Raw genomic sequence first — 16255 nt, forward strand, 5'->3', positions numbered from 1 at the left:
AACTTTATTTTGTTTCCAGCTTGTTCACTGTTTACATATTGCAAAACAAACTTCTTTTTTACAAATTGAATATATAATGCATAATATATACACATGCAAATAAAATATATAGGAATTATGCATATCATATAGATATGTTATTTTAATTAATATATTATTATGCATAACAAATTACTATACATCATATTATGAATAAAATAAAACAAGTTCAAGTTCGCTTATCTGATGATGAAAAGAAGTCTTTTGAGATGTGTGCAGAATTAGCGGGCATCCCCTTAGCCACATGGATGAGAGAAAGACTTCGAATGAATTCGATTGCAGAGCTAGAAGCAGCTGGTCTACGAGCCCCATTTATTGATGAATTAGTGAGAGAATTTAGAAATGGCTAATTTTAATTCTAATATGAAATTTAACATCTATGGCTTAGGTGGTGTTATTGCAAATAACAAATTAATAATTCCTGCTAACCAGAGAGAATATAGCTGGACTGAACTACAGATTGAAGCACTGTTTCAAGATATTGGAAAAGCTATTGATTTAGATAATAGTACTTCCTATTTTGTGGGGACTATAGTTGGCATTCCTCATGAAAGTGGTTCAAAGATAGAAATTATTGATGGCCAACAAAGACTTGCTACTGTTAGTATATTTCTTGCAGAAATGATGCGATTTTTCAATAATAAAGATAATATGTTGGCCAAATCTGTTGAAGAAATTCTTTTTTCAGTAGACAGAGGTAAAAGAGAAGTTTTACCAAATTTAAGGTTAGGTCGAAATGATAATGACTATTTTATATATTTGTTGGGTAAATCTTTAGATGATAGCAAGTCTCCTAGCTCTCCTTCAACTGAAAAATTGGCAACTGCTCGAAGAATTGCTCAAGATAGAATTAAAAAAATCATTGCTCCCTATAACAAAGAAAAAGATCAATGTGATCAACTTAATCAATGGTTGGATTATATTGAACATGGTGTCCAAATATTACTATTAACAGTTAATAGTAATGCAAGTGCATATAAAATGTTTGAAACCCTTAATGATAGAGGTTTAAAAACAACACAAAGTGATTTGGTTAAGAATTATCTCTTCGGTGCATCTGGTGAACGATTCGAAGAAGTTGAAATCAGATGGAATTCCATGAAAGCTATATTAAATGGTATTTCAGATAAAGATATTACAATTGATTTCCTTAGATATGCCCTAACCTGCATGGTAGGGTATACAAAAGAAACAGAGGTATATGAATTCACAGAAAAATACATTTCATCAGAACAAAAAGCTGTAAATTATGCTATACAAATGGAATCTTTGGCACAGTCCTTTGCTGCGGTCAAAATGCCCGAACATGACAAATGGAATGGTCAACTTAAATCTAGTAGGGCTGCAGTCAGAACTTTAATAATGTTTAGTGTTAAGCCAATCATTCCACTTCAGTTAGCAATTGTTCAGAAATTTACTGATAAGGAATGCAAACAAGCATTTGAATTTTTAGTTTCTTTGACGGCGCGTCTTTTAATCGCTTCTTCTACAAGGAGTGGAGGACAAATTTATCCTCTTGCTTCAGTTGCTGAGAATATTTATAACGGTAGTATAACAACTACAAAACAATTAAAAGAGAATCTAAAAACTATTACTCCAAATGACAAAGAATTCTCGGAGGCATTCTCGACCTTTAAATCAACTAAAGAAGAATTTTCTCGTTATTATATTAGAGGAATTGAAACAGCTATAACAGAGGATAGAGAAGCATATTATATTTTAAATGATAATCCAGCTGAGATTACTTTAGAGCATATATACCCCAAAAAACCCCAAGGAAACTATCCTTTAATTAATGATGATGATTCTTCACTTTATCTTAATAGGTTGGGCAATCAAACACTTCTTCAACAATCAGTTAATTCTGAATTAAAAAGTGCCGCCTTTGAAGAAAAGAAGAAACGCTTTAAAGAATCGCCTTATGTATTAACTAGCGAACTTGCTCAATATGAAGGCGATTGGAAAGCAGAATATATAAATGATAGACAACGTCGCATGTCGATATATGCGATAAAGGCATGGCCTGTTTAATCATGTGTTGTTTCTTCATAAATCTCTAAATCTATAACTTCATGATATTTTTTATATCAATATATATGTATTTCATCTTTAACCATAATTATCTTAGGTAAATTATAGTAATTCCATTACGTTTTATTATATTTATTTAGTTATCAAATTTTTTATGTTTTCCATACTTCATAATTTATATTGATTCATTAGAACGACAAGAGATAACACCAAAAAAAGACATTATTATCGTAAGGCAGCTAAAGAGAGAAAACGCCTGCTGGATGCAGGCGTTGACGGTGAAGAAATTAGATTGCTTTGTAGGCATTTATCTAATTTACGAAACGTACACGCAGAAAAGCGATTAGAAGATTATAGAAATAATCACAAATCATGTAGGTAAATCGATATTGTCTTTTACACCTACAATTTAACATAATATAAATTATAAGCAATTGGAACATCGTAAAAAATTCAGGAGGAAATCCGATCTTTTGGCCAATTTTTTCTATAATTTGCTAAATGTTTTTCGGCGTGAACGTTTAACCGGCCACTAAGCGACCGGCACAATAAACGCAATTCTTCCTGATCAACGCCTGCATTCAGCAGGCGTTTTTTTTCGGCTAAAACATAGCGATAATATCTACGCTTCACACTTGGATTGCGTGTATATCGAATATGCCAGTACAGGTTATAAAGCTTCGAGAACATTATTATTGATGCGCGTTTAAAACATCATTAATAGCTTCGCGTACAAACGCTATTTGATAGGTTGATTTAGCTTCAAAACGAATGAGTTTAATATTTGCACTTTTGCATACATCATTTATTAATAAATCCCGACTGACAGACTTTCTAAGATTATGGCTTTTATCGTCTAATTCGATAACTGCGACAACTGTTAATGTATTAGGATCACAAATCACATAATCGAAATGCTTGGAGGATATGCGATTAAAGGCTGATTGCCATTTCTTACGGTTCATTTCCTTATCAGGACTTATAACATCAGCAATTCGTACTTTGCCAAATACATCAAATGAATCAGAAACAGCTTGTTTTATAACAAAATAAAAAGATAACTCGGCAGGCGTAAATAAGTTGGGCAGAGCGCAATAAGTAAATTCAGAATTTTCTTTCCTCTTTGATTTGATATAAACAGAAAAAAAAGAAAACAACAGGAATGTAGCAATAAATACCATTAAAAAATCGTGCGTTAAATGATTCAATATTAGATCTAACACGTCCATATTAAGCCCCCGAAGAAATCAAGTTAAATAAGTTAACGTATTCTTTCCAAAAAAATAAACCACTACAAAATGATGGTTAATGCCCCTTGTTGCGATATGATCAAGGAAATACAAAAATCTAGTATTTATTAAAATGGTGTAGTCAGAATTAAATGTATTTTTTGCTCGTAAGGATTCGGGCACATGCTCGCGTTTTTGTGAGCGGTAATGAATGATACTTAAGCTGGTATTTCTATAAAGCGCCACTGTAAGCTACCATTAGCAAAATCCGGGCTGTAGTAGCCTACGGATACATTGAACAAGTTTTCATCACAAATAGGTGGATATTTATCCGTATGCAGATAACCTTCTTCCTTCAATTCAGTTGCTTCATTAAGGAGTGAAACAGTATCACCTTCATGTATTCCACCACCTGAGTGAGCGAGTATTATCCATATCGTAGTATCCTCATTCTTTTTAGTATTAGTTGATACATCCTGAAAATGAATGCCACCTCCGCAGGCATCTAAATATGATTCTGTTCCATATTGATTAACAAGATATACAGCATCATTAGTTACAACAGGTGTTCCATCACCTTTTCCATTTGTTGATTCAATTTTCCAGATACTACTTAATTTTTCAGTGCTAAAAAATTCAGAAGTAGAAACATCATAAAGGTTTTTCCTACAACAAGCTGCTCTTCCACAGGCATCCAGATTTCCACCTTTCCAGCCATTAAAGACATTTTCAATGCGATAAGTGTTTCCGTAAACCAGGCTAGTCATAATTCCCATTAAAGACCATAATAATAATCGGGTCGATTAAATGCAAATATCCGTTAATTAACTGATAAATTGACATTATTGTCAAGCTTTTGAAAATTATTTGTCCTAACAATAATAAGGTTGCGTTTCATAAAGTTATGAAATATAGTCCTTCGTATGGTTGATCTAATAATCGATTAATGGAGAAGAAAGTATTTGAAGATATTAGTTTTCCGAGAGCATTTACTCTTGTTTTTGATTACGAACCATCAAGGCAGGTTTTCAAACTTAGAAGCGCTTCTTTTCTTGCTAATGTATTTACCAACTCAGCTAGTCCAGATGGAAATAAATCATTTTCTGCTTTTTGGACAAACCCCATCAACTTGACTGATGAAATTGAGTTTTATCTCGAGGAATAAAAAACTAAACAAAAAAACACTTCGGGTTAAAAAGAATCTCACGCATTCGATCATTAGAAATAACCCTGATCAAGCAAAGAAACATAATGGTAAAAGCAAAAATAAACGACAGAACTTTAAAAACGATATCTTGCAAAAACGTTTCAATACTTTCCACAGATTAATCCTCCAAATTATTTCTGGTGACGTTTATCAAACTAAAACTCATAACTGAGTCCACCCATGTTTAGTTGCAAGCTGACAGCTTTCTTTTGGAATCATTAGCCGTTCGGCTGATTGACCGTAGCAGACACAACCCAATTTGTTCAGAGTTGAGGCAAGCGGCTACCCTGTCCCAGTCGTAGATTTCTGAAAGAATTGTTGGTAATAGCTTTGTTGCAGTTTGTTGTTGCTGTGGTATTGGGTCGTTCACCTGGCTGACTGATACTGTCTGTATGTTCTTCTGAGTCGTTTCAGTATTTTCATGATCTGATAGAAGATCATGTGGTGTTTCTTCTTTGGGTATGTCGGTTTTGCTCAGTATCCGGTCAACGCTGAAATAGACAAATACTGCGGTCTGTATCAGGAATGTGACGAAGACATAAAAAGCCATTGGTATACGCTTTTCAGGTTTGATGTGTTGGGTTGCTGAGTGGTACAGGTTGAAGGATTGCTTGGGTAGTTTGTAGTCGAATGTGATCGCGGCGTTTTTGTTGGATTGTGCTGCAGGGTTGCGGCAGTATTCCGGCCTGCCCATGTTTATCCTAGAAAACGCCACTGTACGCTCCCATGGTTGTAGTCTGGATTGTAACCAGCGATTACATTAAATAGATTTTCATTGCAAACAGGTGGATATTTATCAATATTTAAATAAGCATCTTTCAAGTCGAACGAAGCATTAAGGAGGGAAACAGTATCACCTTCATGTATTTCACCAGAGGAGTGAGCCAATATTATCCATATCATAGTTTCTTCCTTTTTTCTAATGGCAGTTGTTGATACGTCTTTCATATGAATGCCGCCTCCGCAGACATCTAAATACGATTTTTCTCCATATTGGTTAATAAGAAATACCGAATCACTCGTTAGCACAGGAGTTCCGTTAGCGTTTCCATTTACTGACTGTATTTCCCAGGTATTACTGCTAACCTGTTCGCAATTAAAAGATTTGCAAGTTGATACATCATAGAGATTTTCTTTACAGCAAGATGTGATGCCGCAAGCATCTAAAAATCCACCTTGCCAGTCATTGAATCCATTTTCAATGCGATATGTTTTTCCATAAACTAGACTAGTCATAACGTGTCCCAAACGATATTTACAAATTAATTAACTGATTTAATGAACAATCAATGTAAAAAAATGACTGAGCTATTAAATAGTGCCATCGAAAATAGCATTAGCAAGTTTTATGCCAAATAATTAAATTATTGATTGTAGGTGATTGTTTATTCATATAAAAACCCTACTGTCAAAATAATCGACAACGTGATGCTCTCTTGTAACTAACGTAAGTAGAAATGGAGGATATTTGGCTTATAGAAAGTTGTAATCAGGTTTAAGGGTTAATTTGGGTTAGGTTCGGGCATACCCTCGCATCGGTCGGTGGTGCGACTCATGTGCTGTTTGTTAACTTGAAATTTAAGCTGTAGCTCTTTTATTAATGGTAAAAAAGTGCATTAAAATAAGTTGCCAACCCTCATAATCAAATTTATTTGCCTGTAACATTTTGACTCTGTCCGAAATATAAGCTCCTAATTAATCTATGCAGATAATTTAAAAGGGTTTATTTCGCTTTTGGAATGGTGTAGTCTAGTTTAAAGATTTTTCTCATTTGGGGTTGGGCACTTGGCCGTTTGGGCCATACCCTCACGCTGGTCGGCGGCCCGACCCATGTACTGTATTTTTAGTTTTAAGCTAGATTTATTACAACCAGTATTTAGGAGCGAGATAACTATGAATCAAGATGTAGTTCTGAAATCAGAAATAAAATGTCCTGAGTGTGGTTATCGGAAAGTAGAAACAATGCCAACTGAGTTTTATCTGTGGCGATATGAATGTGCAAGATGTCATATGCTCTTGCAGCCGTTACAAGCTGAATGCTGCATTTTTTGTTCCTATGGCTCTATACCATGTCCACCAATACAACTTTCAAATGAGAAAGACGGGTGTCGTTGTTACAAAAAGTAAGATTTTTTTAACTTGCGCACATCTGAATCGACTCCGACCACCCTGCCTCCATTGATTATTAATAATTTTCTGAACTATAAACCTGTCGGATGGTCAGATAATTCACAAAGACAGGAAATGCATTCATCATTTCTCGTCGATGCCTTACTGAAAATTTGATGCTGTTGTCTCATTCGTGAGACTAGCTTTACGTGTAACTGCAGCGTAAAGTGTTTAACTCTCCCTTAGACCGGTACGCGCCTTCTCCCTTATCGTCGGTGCAAACCGGTCATATTTTTCCAATAAACAGTAATCACTATCCAACATATGCGCTGATCTGTGATAGCTGCGCCATAAATCTGGACGTTCGGGAAATGCATCGTATGATGTAGCCTTCAAAATGGCTAGTAAGGTATTTGATGTCTTCGGGGGGGGGGCTCTGGGTGCCGATCTCGGGACAGAAGAAATACATTAAATATTTTTATGTTTAGCCAGTTCCAATAGTGTACTAAGTTTCCTTATTTCTTTTCGAAGCGATACGACAAACAATTTTGATAATATAACTTTCTCTGCAACGTTAAGTTGTATTTTTTTTGTTAAAAGTAATGTTTCCAGTTTTTCTACATCAGATTGCATGAATTATTTCCAACCTTCATAATTAGGTTAATGAAGAGCTATATAATAATGCTCAAATTGCCCACAACAGTCGAATGGCATTAATGTGCCTGAAATGCCGTTAGTTTTGTTACGTGCAAGCTGTTTAGCGGCAAGCAATCAACTCTCTTTAGGATTAATTAGGCGGCTGTACCACGTGCCGGTAGACGGCGCACCCCTTGGAAAGGGGCTGTCGAAAAATAGCTTTTTTGAGAAAAATTCAATTTACTGGAATTTGTATAAGGAATGATACAGCAGGAAAAAATTACCCGTTCCAGCGTCGAAAGAACAGGAAAGTGAAGTGTTGTGGGAACCTGGACGAACAGTTAGATGATCATCTGCAGCCAGAGAAATAAGCATACCCTTTCAAAACAACCATACGATCTGTATGATTTGATAGGGATAAAACTAGTCCTAAAGCCACAAAACCAATTAATGCCATTTATTTATTCATGATTCTTCTCCACTAAAGTATCTGAATATTAATTGTTATGCTGGTTATTTGATAATGGTTTTTAATTTCTAATACAAATGAAATTTGGAGCGAGATGACTACCAATCAAGATGTAATTTTGAAATCAGACATAAAATGTCCTGAGTGTGGTTATCGGAAAATAGAAACAATGCCAACTGACTCTTGTCTGTGGTTTTATGAGTGTGAAGAGTGTCATACGCTCTTGAAGCCATTACAAGGCGACTGCTGCGTGTTTTGTTCCTATGGCTCAATACCATGTCCGCCAATTCAGATTTCAAAAGGGAACAACGAGAACAGTTGCTGCAGTAATTAAGATTTTATTTTGTCCCTTTGCGTCCTCGGTGTTGGCTGCATCGGAAGTATCGACAGTAAATCCCGCGCCGCAATGTATGCATATAACGCATAAGCGGTTACATCTTCATATATTTCGCCAGAAGATTGCTCAAGTATTATCCAGATAGTCGTTTCTGAATTTTTTCTGATTGAAGCCGAGAAATCCATGACTTGGATACCGCACCGTAAAAACGGCTGTCGCTTCCTGCCTGTTAGCAGTTTATGTTGCGACGAACTCAGCGAATATTTTATTTGTTCATGTTGACGACTATGGATCTTATGTTGTCGATGGAAATCAAATAATTCAATTTTTAACAGATGCCGGACATACTGTAACAACGCATTTTTTAGATGCCGCCATATACAACGACTACACGTCATTTGATCAGGTATTTGCATATGATCTGTATCACAGCACTGATCAGAATGCGAATCAAGTGCAGAATTACAGCAATATTGGTGACTGGTACAATGGGACTGATTAATCGGAATCTTATTCTCGATGGACGGATTATCTCATCCGATGTGGTGTGGACAAACGCCAATGGCATGTCTTCGGAAGAAGCATGGATTCAAAATTACGCACATCGACTGGGTCTGCGTGGTGGTGGCCTTGTACTGGGCACGGCTCATTCTGTATTCCAGTCAGGCATCAACAACATTGATGACCGTATTGGTGTGAGCCAGTTTAATGGTTTTTTCGGGGGTCCACAGGCAGTTGTTGTTGATCCCCTGTCCCCGCTGTTTGTGCCTGCTTTGGATGCATGCCGGGCTGATCCTTCAACTACTGTATTAACGATAATTCTACAACCGGTTTTGTTGCAACTGGCCTACAGGCCAATGGTGACATGCGGACACCTGGGGCGCATACCACGGATAAATCTTGATGCATGGAATCTTGCGGCTGTATCGCATAATATGGAAAGCATTGCTTTTGGTACCTGTGGCGGGTTGGCTGTACACACGATGCGGGGCCTATTATAGCACCCGGTATAGACGGACAAGTGACCGCAATGCGGGCTGAACTTTAGGGCGCCTCTATAAAACAAGAAATGATCGATTAAATTCATGTCCATGCGACCTCTATGCTCTCGGTAATATTGTTGAAACCTACGTGATCAAATAGGTTTTTGGAGAACATGCACAAGAAATAGCCGTCAGCGTCACCCAGTCCATGATTGGGCATACCAACGGCGCATCGGCTACAATCGGCGGTATTGCCACAATCCTGTCGCTGCAGACCGGTGTTATTCATCCAACCATTAATTTATATGAGGCTAACCTGGAGTGCGATCTCAACTATATGTTCTATTATGCACGCAAAAAAATGATACAGTTCGGATTATGTAATGCTTTCTGATTTGGCGGTAATAATATAAGTCTCGTTTACATAACTCACTTGAATTAAGGTATCAGACATGGATACACACAGTATTGAAGAAAAAGTAATTGTATTTATTGCATCTAAAGTTGAACAAGTGGACGCCTCAACAATAAATGCTGCATCAGAATTTGAAGCACTCGGACTGGATTCCATGGACAGGATACAGCTTTTGTTCGATGCCGAAGAAATCTTTGGGGTTACTTTTGAAGATAAAGCGGTGAAAGATTTTCACTGCGTCAAGGATATGATTGATTACATCAGTAGCCATCGTTCTCCAGCCAGATCCTGAAACGCGTTATACCTGATGCAGGGCAGATTGATCTGCCCTAACACATAAACACCGGTATTAATGTAACTGTTATTCACCATAAACCGTAATCACTATACTTCTGGGACCACCATCATTCCGATGTTCACACAAATAAATCCCCTGCCAAGTACCCAAACTCAAACGGCCACCGGTAACCGGAATTGTCAAGGTACAGCCTAATATGCTGGATTTTAGGTGCGCAGGCAGGTCGTCGCTGCCTTCATCCATGTGTATATAGTATGATTCATTTTCCGGCACGGCACGATTAAAAAACGATTCAAAATCCTGGCGCACACTGGGATCTGCATTTTCATTCAGTGTCAGAGAAGCGGATGTATGCTGTATAAAGACATGCATTATGCCAATATTGAAATCACTAAGTTCCGGCAATTGCTGCATAATTTCACGCGTGATTAAATGAAATCCGCGCGTGCGTTTTTTTAGTTGAATTATTTTTTGTAACCACATAAAAAATGAATGAAATACTCACTGTCACGTTCCAGGGCAATGCAACGTACATGCCGTTCAACCATATCAAACAGGAATGCCCGCGCATGAATAAACATTTGAGCAAGCCGCTTGAATACACGCAGCTAGACAAGTATCTGCAACACGACTCTTTTCGCGACTGATTGATTTAAATTTTGTTATAAGAATGAGATTAAATATATCATGACAGAAACCATTATTGACTTAATCAGACATGGCGAACCCGTTGGCGGACGGCGTTATCGAGGACATGCCATTGACGATCCGCTGACGGATAAAGGTTGGTCACAGATGTGGCATGCCATAGGCGACTACCATGCCTGGCAGCATATTATCACTTCTCCGCTCGAACGCTGCCAATCATTTGCAATGGCTTTAGGAAAAAAACATAATATAACTGTGTCCGTTGAACATAGATTCAAAGAAGTCGGTTTTGGCGTGTGGGAAGGCCTGAGTCATGATGAAATAAAAACTGGCAGAGCCCAAGAATATCGATCTTTCTTGCAAGACCCCGTCAGTCACCGCCCACAGGGCGCGGAAGCGCTTAATAGTTTCATCCAACGTGTCGCGTCCGCTTATGACGAAACCGTTACGCATTACCAAGGGCAACATTGTCTGATTGTAGCGCACGCCGGAGTCATTAGAGCCATCATCGCCAATATTGTCCACGCAGCGCCTGTCGGGCTTTATCGAATCAAAGTCAGTAATGGCGGCATTACGCGCATTCGACACACAGAAACCGGCGGTATATTGGAGTTTTTAAATGGAAAATTAGCCGACTGACAGTTACATTACTGTCCTGCAGCTGAATTGGCTTTTTAACAAACCATTGAAAAAGATTTCGCGCAGCTAAACTGACTCGGTGTGCAATATTTTGATCAAACCCGCGCATCCAACCAGCAACAAAAGACTTTGCAACAAACCTGCTGAAATCGAAGCAGCTTGAAGTGCCTGAAGTCCACCTGCCAAAAGTAAAACAGCAGCGGCTGCACCTTCTGAAATACCCCAGAAAATGCGGTTCGCAATTGGTGGATTGGGGTTGCCGCCGGATGTTATCATATCGTCGACAAACGAGCCCGAATCGGAAGATGTAATAAAAAAAATAACTGCTAATAAAAGCCCGCCCCACTGCATAAAGCTCGCCCAGGGCAACTGCTCAAGCAAAACCTGAAATGACATGGCAACATTATCTATCACGGGTCCTGCCATACTCCCGCTTTCATTTTCTATATAAAGTCCTGTACCGCCAAACACAGAAAACCAGATGAAATTGATGAGTGTCGGAATCAGCAGAACAAAACCGACAAATTCACGAACAGTTCGCCCTCTTGAAATGCGGGCAATAAAGATACCGACAAATGGACTCCAGGAAAACCACCAACCCCAGTAAAATAATGTCCAGTGCTTCTGCCAGTCGCTATCTGAACGCATATCCAGCCATAAGCTGGTCGGAACAATATACTGTACATACTCGACAAACGTTGTGAAAAAAGTAGTTATCTGATAGGACGTCGGTCCAACCAGAAATACAAAGATTAGAAAAAACCCCATCAATGCACAGTTTAAAATACTTAGATAACGAATCCCTTTCGATACACCGCTGACTGTTGAAAATGTTGCGACCGCAGTGATTAAAGTAATAATCCATACCTGAACCGTTGTCGAGTAATCAATGTCAACTACGTGATTAAGTCCTGCATTAATTTGCATTGCACCCAATCCAAGCGACGTTGCCACACCCAATAGTGTGCCGACAGTACAAAAAGCATCGGTCGTATGTCCCAACCAACCATGAATGCGGGTACCAAATAGAGGATAAAGAAGCGTTCGTGGCGCTAATGGTAGATTTTTTCGAAAATGAAGCAAGGCGATTGTGAGCCCAAAAACAACATAAATTGCCCAGGGGTGCAATCCCCAGTGAAAAAAACTAAAGCGCATGGCTTCTGCAGCTGCATCCGGACTGCGCGGGTCTGCAGTCGGAGGCATCTGATAGTGATGAATCGGTTCTGCAACCCCCCAGAATACCAAGCCCATGCCCATGCCCGCAGCAAATAACATAGCCAGCCACGCCTGCAAGCTGAATTGTGGATGATCATCCTGCTGGCCTAGTTTTAACTTACCATGGCGACTAAATAGCAACCAAAACACACATGCAACAATGACAGCGGTTGCACTTATGTAATACCAGCCAAATTGCGTTGTAATGGCATTCAAAACAGATTCAAATAACTCACCAGATGCCTTACTCCAGATACCCGCCACAATAATGAGGGTAATATTAATACCGGCAGCGGTAAAAAAAACCGGCGGGGAAATTCCTTCGCGCCACTCGCGCAGCATGTGTGTACAATAGGAAATAAACTGGTTCATAGTTAAGATATAACTGACTGTACTGACGGAATAATTAGCCGATAGAACAACAAACTACCGACAATTTAAAACTTAACATTGATGATATTTTCTTTACAATTCTGCCAATAAACGTATTTTAATTTCTGCATTAATTAACAATTGATTTGAAATGAAAATAAAAACTTTCTTAAATCGAACACCATTATGACACAACGAATTGCACTGGTAACAGGCGCATCGAGTGGCATAGGAAAAGCAACTGCCGAACTCCTGGCAAAAAATAATTATTATGTATTTGTCATGGCACGGCGCAAAGACCGACTTGAAGCCATCCGCTCGGACAACATCGAACCGATTCAATTGGATGTAACCGATGCCAATGCAATTGAGGCAGCCGTTAAACATGCTGTGGCTACCAAAGGTCATATTGACTTGCTTGTGAACAATGCTGGTTATGGACAGTTAGGTGCCATTGAATGCGTTTCAATGGAAGCTGCGCATGAACAATTTGAAGTCAATGTTTTTGGTTATGCACGTTTTATGCATGCTGTGCTTCCACATATGCGTTCACAGCAATCCGGATGTATAATCAACATCGCATCAATTCTGGGTAAAATAACGATTCCGGGGTTCGGTTGGTATGCTGCTTCCAAACATGCCGTAGAAGCACTCTCAGAAACCTTACGCAGCGAAGTCATGAAGTTTGGCATCAATGTGATCGTCATTGCGCCGGGTTTAATTAAGACTGAATTTGCTGAAAAAGAATTAGAATTACTTAAGACAGTCAAACATCCATCAGCATATCAAAAATTGGTGGATGCCCTACCCCGCCTTTTGGCTGATGAACCTAAAGCACCTGGACCCGAAATCATTGCACGTGCTGTACTCAAGGCAGCTGCAACATCTTTTCCACCGATACGCCACGCGTTGCCCGGCGACTCTAAAACTGCGGTTATTTCACGCTGGTTCCTAGGCAGTCGACTCTTTAACTGGGCAGTACGACGGAAAATGAAACTCTAAATACCACTGAAAATTTTAACGGGTGTATTGTAGCTAAGCTCTAAATTGTGAATATTTTCTAATACAAATATTTATTCTGTTATAGCATCTGATTGAAGCGCAGTCGTTGGTGAAGACAGATCGTTGTCACTCAGGTTGTTATTTAACATCACCGGATAATGGTAGTAAACCGCGTTTAAATATCCTGTTACATCGGCAATATCATCCACATGCCAATCAAGATCCAGATTAGCTTGCCAGCGGCTTACCTGTTCTTTTAAAGTGTACCAATCTTTTGCAAGTTTGTTATCTCGCCAATGTATTTTAGTATTGTGGCATGAAATACAATGAATAGAATAAAGCAATTGGCCACGTTGTTTATCGTATTCTTGCTGAGCATTTACTTGTGTTTGCAGTGTGCATAGCGAAAATACCGCAATTAAAACCATTTTTGCATTAATCATTTCATAAATTCCTGAAGTATATAATATGCGGCGAATACGTATCCCCGGAAACTCACTCACCCCTCTGGGAACTCAGTTTCATACAACCAAAAAAGTATAATAACCTACATAATTTATTGATTCATTATAAATCTACGAAATTGTATGCAAGTACAAGAAAATATAAAATTCTGGCGCAAGCTCTACTTGCTTACGGGAGGAACAAACAAGGCTGGTATCGGTTTGGCTGGATATCTTCTTTTTCTGTGACTCAATTCTGTTCGGTTTTCATCCATTTCATTATCGGCATTCGGTTTGGGCTCGGCGGAAATATACGGCTGCGTAAAAAGTGGATCTTTACCAGAGACTTTGGACTTTTTTTCGCGTGCAACATGTTCACCCTTAAAATAACCAACTTCTGCGCGAGTATTTGCAATCGCATTCGCTTTATTTTTTTCCTTCAGGTTATTATTGCTGTTTTTGTCATTTTGTAGATTCTTTTCTTTAGGTTTATTGTTTCTAGGTTGGGTTTTCTCAAATGTATCTATCTTTTCTATTTTTATTTTTTTTTGTAGTAATTTTTCAATACCTACTAATAATTTATTTTCTTCCGGGCTTACTAGCGATATTGCATAGCCTTTCGCACCTGCACGGCCTGTTCGCCCGATCCTGTGAATATAATCCTCCGGGTTGTTGGGCAGTTCAAAATTAATAACACAAGATAATTCTTCGACATCCAAACCTCTGGCTGCAACATCGGTTGCAACCAAGGCCTGTATGGAACCTTGTTTAAAATCATTAAAAGCCTGGCAGCGCTGAAGTTGATTTTTATTCCCATGAATAACAGCTGCAGAAACGCCCTGCTGATCCAGATATTTTTTTAGGCGATCAGCACCGGATTTGGTGCGATTGAAAATTAAAACTTGATTTAAATGCTTGTGCTTCATTAAATAAACCAGTAGTTCTGACTTCAGATTCGATTTAATATCATAAACAACATGTGTTATCTGATCGTTAATTGAATTACGTTTAGCTACCTCAATTAAAACCGGTTCATTCAATAATTGATTGGCGAGCTTCTTTATATCCTCAGAAAAGGTAGCTGAAAACATGAGATTCTGACGTTTTTCTGGTAAAAAGGTCAGAATTTTTTTAATATCCGGCAAAAACCCCATATCTAACATACGGTCAGCTTCATCTAAAATCAGAATTTCAACTTTAGAAAGCGTCAGAAATTTCTGCTGAATGTGATCTAGTAAGCGGCCAGGTGTCGCAACCAATATCTCTATACCACTTCGAATGGCATTCACCTGGGCATCCATATTGACGCCGCCATAAACAAGCGTAGATTTCAAGTCGGTATACTTACTATAATTTAAGATACTCTCATACACTTGTATTGCTAACTCTCTTGTTGGTACCAACACCAAGGCACGTACAGGGTGTTTTGCGGGAGACATGCTGGAATTGGCATAAATTTCCAGGCGGCGCAGCATCGGCAAGGTAAATCCAGCAGTCTTTCCAGTACCCGTTTGCGCACCCCCCATAACATCTTTACCTTCTAAAATTGTGGGAATCGCTTTTTCTTGAATGGGCGTCGGGTGGGTATATCCCTCTTCAGTAACAGCACGCAAAATATTAGCTGATAAACCGAGTTGCTCAAATAACATTAATTACACTCCTTAATTACTACTGATAACTGCTTCTTAACTTATTAATCTTTGAATAAGTAAATTACTAACTTCACTTTCTTGTTTTCGACGACAAACGAGATTATTAATATGCGGTAGTATATGAATTGCTCGACCGAATTGAAGAAAGCTTTCACAGCATTTCTCTTAGAAAGGAAGGAAATGATATATCGATCAACAAAGTTGAACAGATAATGAAACTTATGAAACAGGTTTTTACTTGATTTATTGTTTGTATAACGTTCAATTTTCTTATATTTAAATACACAACAACCCACATAAACAGAAACTTATGTGGGTTGTTATTGTTGATACTGATGAATGCATAAATTATTAAAGATTTACGCGGCCAGAATCAGTCGACACGGCCTTTTAAAATAATTAATAATCGTCGTCATCGTCATCGTCGTCATCGTCATCGTCGTCCTCATTATCCCAGTCGTCCCAGTCGTCAGCCTTTAATACCAGCTTACCCTCAGCACGACTCGCATCAAGGTCAGTCATCGGCGCTTC

At 38.5% G+C, this 16255-nt stretch carries 21 protein-coding genes; 11 read left to right on the plus strand and 10 right to left on the minus strand.

What is annotated here, in order from left to right:
- Positions 1–188 precede the first annotated feature (188 nt).
- Both C8R11_RS04505 and C8R11_RS04510 read left to right on the plus strand, forming a co-directional pair.
- Positions 189–389, plus strand: a complete 201-nt coding sequence (locus C8R11_RS04505; RefSeq protein ID WP_107794660.1) for a hypothetical protein — start codon at positions 189–191, stop codon at positions 387–389.
- A complete protein-coding gene (locus tag C8R11_RS04510) occupies positions 382–2070 on the plus strand; it encodes a DUF262 domain-containing protein (RefSeq protein WP_107794661.1) in 1689 nt (562 codons plus the stop codon). Before C8R11_RS04505 ends, C8R11_RS04510 begins: the two co-directional genes overlap by 8 nt.
- 453 nt (positions 2071–2523) lie before the next feature.
- Here the strand turns inward: C8R11_RS04510 and C8R11_RS16405 are convergent, their stop codons facing one another.
- The 3 genes from C8R11_RS16405 to C8R11_RS04525 form a co-directional block, all read right to left on the minus strand.
- The gene (locus C8R11_RS16405; RefSeq protein ID WP_107794662.1) at positions 2524–2760 is read right to left on the minus strand and encodes a hypothetical protein; all 237 of its coding nucleotides are present in this window, start codon (positions 2758–2760) and stop codon (positions 2524–2526) included.
- A gap of 2 nt (positions 2761–2762) precedes the next feature.
- A complete protein-coding gene (locus tag C8R11_RS04520; RefSeq protein WP_181258154.1) occupies positions 2763–3251 on the minus strand; it encodes a DUF2726 domain-containing protein in 489 nt (162 codons plus the stop codon).
- 266 nt (positions 3252–3517) lie between these two features.
- Positions 3518–4075 carry a hypothetical protein gene (locus C8R11_RS04525; RefSeq protein WP_107794664.1) on the minus strand — a complete coding sequence of 186 codons (558 nt, stop codon included), beginning with the start codon at positions 4073–4075 and terminating at the stop codon, positions 3518–3520.
- A gap of 170 nt (positions 4076–4245) precedes the next feature.
- Between C8R11_RS04525 and C8R11_RS15865 the strand changes: the two genes are divergently transcribed.
- A complete protein-coding gene (locus tag C8R11_RS15865; protein ID WP_146159069.1) occupies positions 4246–4464 on the plus strand; it encodes a hypothetical protein in 219 nt (72 codons plus the stop codon).
- Positions 4465–4690: 226 nt separating this feature from the next.
- Here C8R11_RS15865 and C8R11_RS04535 read toward each other — a convergent pair whose 3' ends face one another.
- Both C8R11_RS04535 and C8R11_RS04540 read right to left on the minus strand, forming a co-directional pair.
- On the minus strand, positions 4691–5221 hold the full coding sequence (locus tag C8R11_RS04535) for a hypothetical protein (protein WP_146159070.1): 531 nt from the start codon (positions 5219–5221) through the stop codon (positions 4691–4693).
- Positions 5203–5742, minus strand: coding sequence for a hypothetical protein (locus C8R11_RS04540; RefSeq protein WP_107794667.1), 540 nt, complete (start codon positions 5740–5742; stop codon positions 5203–5205). The genes C8R11_RS04535 and C8R11_RS04540 overlap by 19 nt, the downstream gene beginning before the upstream one ends.
- A gap of 657 nt (positions 5743–6399) precedes the next feature.
- Between C8R11_RS04540 and C8R11_RS16900 the strand changes: the two genes are divergently transcribed.
- The 3 genes from C8R11_RS16900 to C8R11_RS04560 all read left to right on the plus strand — a co-directional run bounded on the left by C8R11_RS16900 (position 6400) and on the right by C8R11_RS04560 (position 9058).
- Positions 6400–6633 carry a GDCCVxC domain-containing (seleno)protein gene (locus C8R11_RS16900; RefSeq protein ID WP_090703149.1) on the plus strand — a complete coding sequence of 78 codons (234 nt, stop codon included), beginning with the start codon at positions 6400–6402 and terminating at the stop codon, positions 6631–6633.
- Positions 6634–7814: 1181 nt separating this feature from the next.
- Complete coding sequence (locus C8R11_RS16640) at positions 7815–8054, plus strand: GDCCVxC domain-containing (seleno)protein (protein WP_107794668.1); 240 nt, start codon at positions 7815–7817, stop codon at positions 8052–8054.
- Between the two features lie 419 nt (positions 8055–8473).
- Positions 8474–9058 carry a hypothetical protein gene (locus C8R11_RS04560; protein ID WP_107794670.1) on the plus strand — a complete coding sequence of 195 codons (585 nt, stop codon included), beginning with the start codon at positions 8474–8476 and terminating at the stop codon, positions 9056–9058.
- A gap of 82 nt (positions 9059–9140) precedes the next feature.
- Here the strand turns inward: C8R11_RS04560 and C8R11_RS16055 are convergent, their stop codons facing one another.
- On the minus strand, positions 9141–9329 hold the full coding sequence (locus C8R11_RS16055) for a hypothetical protein (RefSeq protein WP_181258155.1): 189 nt from the start codon (positions 9327–9329) through the stop codon (positions 9141–9143).
- On the opposite strand from C8R11_RS16055, the gene C8R11_RS17115 reads away from it, so the two are divergent.
- Together C8R11_RS17115 and C8R11_RS04570 are read left to right on the plus strand one after the other, a co-directional pair.
- Complete coding sequence (locus C8R11_RS17115) at positions 9249–9434, plus strand: hypothetical protein (RefSeq protein WP_107794671.1); 186 nt, start codon at positions 9249–9251, stop codon at positions 9432–9434. The genes C8R11_RS16055 and C8R11_RS17115 overlap by 81 nt on opposite strands.
- 58 nt (positions 9435–9492) lie before the next feature.
- Positions 9493–9747: an acyl carrier protein gene (locus C8R11_RS04570; RefSeq protein WP_107794672.1), complete on the plus strand. Its 255-nt coding sequence runs from the start codon at positions 9493–9495 to the stop codon at positions 9745–9747.
- A gap of 69 nt (positions 9748–9816) precedes the next feature.
- Here the strand turns inward: C8R11_RS04570 and C8R11_RS04575 are convergent, their stop codons facing one another.
- The gene (locus C8R11_RS04575) at positions 9817–10236 is read right to left on the minus strand and encodes a secondary thiamine-phosphate synthase enzyme YjbQ (protein WP_107794673.1); all 420 of its coding nucleotides are present in this window, start codon (positions 10234–10236) and stop codon (positions 9817–9819) included.
- 5 nt (positions 10237–10241) lie between these two features.
- On the opposite strand from C8R11_RS04575, the gene C8R11_RS16060 reads away from it, so the two are divergent.
- Together C8R11_RS16060 and C8R11_RS04580 are read left to right on the plus strand one after the other, a co-directional pair.
- Positions 10242–10400 (plus strand): hypothetical protein, encoded by a 159-nt coding sequence (locus tag C8R11_RS16060; RefSeq protein ID WP_181258156.1) that lies wholly within the window; start codon positions 10242–10244, stop codon positions 10398–10400.
- A 40-nt stretch (positions 10401–10440) separates the two neighbouring features.
- On the plus strand, positions 10441–11040 hold the full coding sequence (locus C8R11_RS04580; RefSeq protein WP_107794674.1) for a histidine phosphatase family protein: 600 nt from the start codon (positions 10441–10443) through the stop codon (positions 11038–11040).
- A 66-nt stretch (positions 11041–11106) separates the two neighbouring features.
- On the opposite strand, the gene C8R11_RS04585 is transcribed toward C8R11_RS04580, so the two are convergent.
- Positions 11107–12627, minus strand: coding sequence for a BCCT family transporter (locus C8R11_RS04585; RefSeq protein WP_107794675.1), 1521 nt, complete (start codon positions 12625–12627; stop codon positions 11107–11109).
- 186 nt (positions 12628–12813) lie between these two features.
- On the opposite strand from C8R11_RS04585, the gene C8R11_RS04590 reads away from it, so the two are divergent.
- The gene (locus C8R11_RS04590; RefSeq protein ID WP_107794676.1) at positions 12814–13629 is read left to right on the plus strand and encodes an SDR family NAD(P)-dependent oxidoreductase; all 816 of its coding nucleotides are present in this window, start codon (positions 12814–12816) and stop codon (positions 13627–13629) included.
- Between the two features lie 71 nt (positions 13630–13700).
- Here the strand turns inward: C8R11_RS04590 and C8R11_RS04595 are convergent, their stop codons facing one another.
- Both C8R11_RS04595 and C8R11_RS04600 read right to left on the minus strand, forming a co-directional pair.
- Positions 13701–14072: a hypothetical protein gene (locus C8R11_RS04595; RefSeq protein WP_107794677.1), complete on the minus strand. Its 372-nt coding sequence runs from the start codon at positions 14070–14072 to the stop codon at positions 13701–13703.
- Positions 14073–14254: 182 nt separating this feature from the next.
- Positions 14255–15721: a DEAD/DEAH box helicase gene (locus C8R11_RS04600; protein WP_107794678.1), complete on the minus strand. Its 1467-nt coding sequence runs from the start codon at positions 15719–15721 to the stop codon at positions 14255–14257.
- Positions 15722–16255 lie beyond the last annotated feature (534 nt).

This window comes from Nitrosomonas aestuarii, from assembly GCF_003046585.1.
Classification (GTDB): domain Bacteria; phylum Pseudomonadota; class Gammaproteobacteria; order Burkholderiales; family Nitrosomonadaceae; genus Nitrosomonas; species Nitrosomonas aestuarii.

Excerpts from the sequence above, each read along its gene's own strand:
- C8R11_RS04505 (WP_107794660.1), top strand. The coding sequence starts at position 189 with ATGAATAAAATAAAACAAGTTCAAGTTCGCTTATCTGATGATGAAAAG.
- C8R11_RS04510 (WP_107794661.1), top strand. The coding sequence starts at position 382 with ATGGCTAATTTTAATTCTAATATGAAATTTAACATCTATGGCTTAGGT.
- C8R11_RS16405 (WP_107794662.1), bottom strand. The coding sequence starts at position 2,760 with ATGTTCTCGAAGCTTTATAACCTGTACTGGCATATTCGATATACACGC.
- C8R11_RS04520 (WP_181258154.1), bottom strand. The coding sequence starts at position 3,251 with ATGGTATTTATTGCTACATTCCTGTTGTTTTCTTTTTTTTCTGTTTAT.
- C8R11_RS04525 (WP_107794664.1), bottom strand. The coding sequence starts at position 4,075 with ATGGGAATTATGACTAGCCTGGTTTACGGAAACACTTATCGCATTGAA.
- C8R11_RS15865 (WP_146159069.1), top strand. The coding sequence starts at position 4,246 with ATGGAGAAGAAAGTATTTGAAGATATTAGTTTTCCGAGAGCATTTACT.
- C8R11_RS04540 (WP_107794667.1), bottom strand. The coding sequence starts at position 5,742 with ATGACTAGTCTAGTTTATGGAAAAACATATCGCATTGAAAATGGATTC.
- C8R11_RS16900 (WP_090703149.1), top strand. The coding sequence starts at position 6,400 with ATGAATCAAGATGTAGTTCTGAAATCAGAAATAAAATGTCCTGAGTGT.
- C8R11_RS16640 (WP_107794668.1), top strand. The coding sequence starts at position 7,815 with ATGACTACCAATCAAGATGTAATTTTGAAATCAGACATAAAATGTCCT.
- C8R11_RS04560 (WP_107794670.1), top strand. The coding sequence starts at position 8,474 with ATGATCTGTATCACAGCACTGATCAGAATGCGAATCAAGTGCAGAATT.
- C8R11_RS17115 (WP_107794671.1), top strand. The coding sequence starts at position 9,249 with ATGATTGGGCATACCAACGGCGCATCGGCTACAATCGGCGGTATTGCC.
- C8R11_RS16055 (WP_181258155.1), bottom strand. The coding sequence starts at position 9,329 with ATGAATAACACCGGTCTGCAGCGACAGGATTGTGGCAATACCGCCGAT.
- C8R11_RS04570 (WP_107794672.1), top strand. The coding sequence starts at position 9,493 with ATGGATACACACAGTATTGAAGAAAAAGTAATTGTATTTATTGCATCT.
- C8R11_RS04575 (WP_107794673.1), bottom strand. The coding sequence starts at position 10,236 with ATGTGGTTACAAAAAATAATTCAACTAAAAAAACGCACGCGCGGATTT.
- C8R11_RS16060 (WP_181258156.1), top strand. The coding sequence starts at position 10,242 with ATGAATGAAATACTCACTGTCACGTTCCAGGGCAATGCAACGTACATG.
- C8R11_RS04580 (WP_107794674.1), top strand. The coding sequence starts at position 10,441 with ATGACAGAAACCATTATTGACTTAATCAGACATGGCGAACCCGTTGGC.
- C8R11_RS04585 (WP_107794675.1), bottom strand. The coding sequence starts at position 12,627 with ATGAACCAGTTTATTTCCTATTGTACACACATGCTGCGCGAGTGGCGC.
- C8R11_RS04590 (WP_107794676.1), top strand. The coding sequence starts at position 12,814 with ATGACACAACGAATTGCACTGGTAACAGGCGCATCGAGTGGCATAGGA.
- C8R11_RS04595 (WP_107794677.1), bottom strand. The coding sequence starts at position 14,072 with ATGATTAATGCAAAAATGGTTTTAATTGCGGTATTTTCGCTATGCACA.
- C8R11_RS04600 (WP_107794678.1), bottom strand. The coding sequence starts at position 15,721 with ATGTTATTTGAGCAACTCGGTTTATCAGCTAATATTTTGCGTGCTGTT.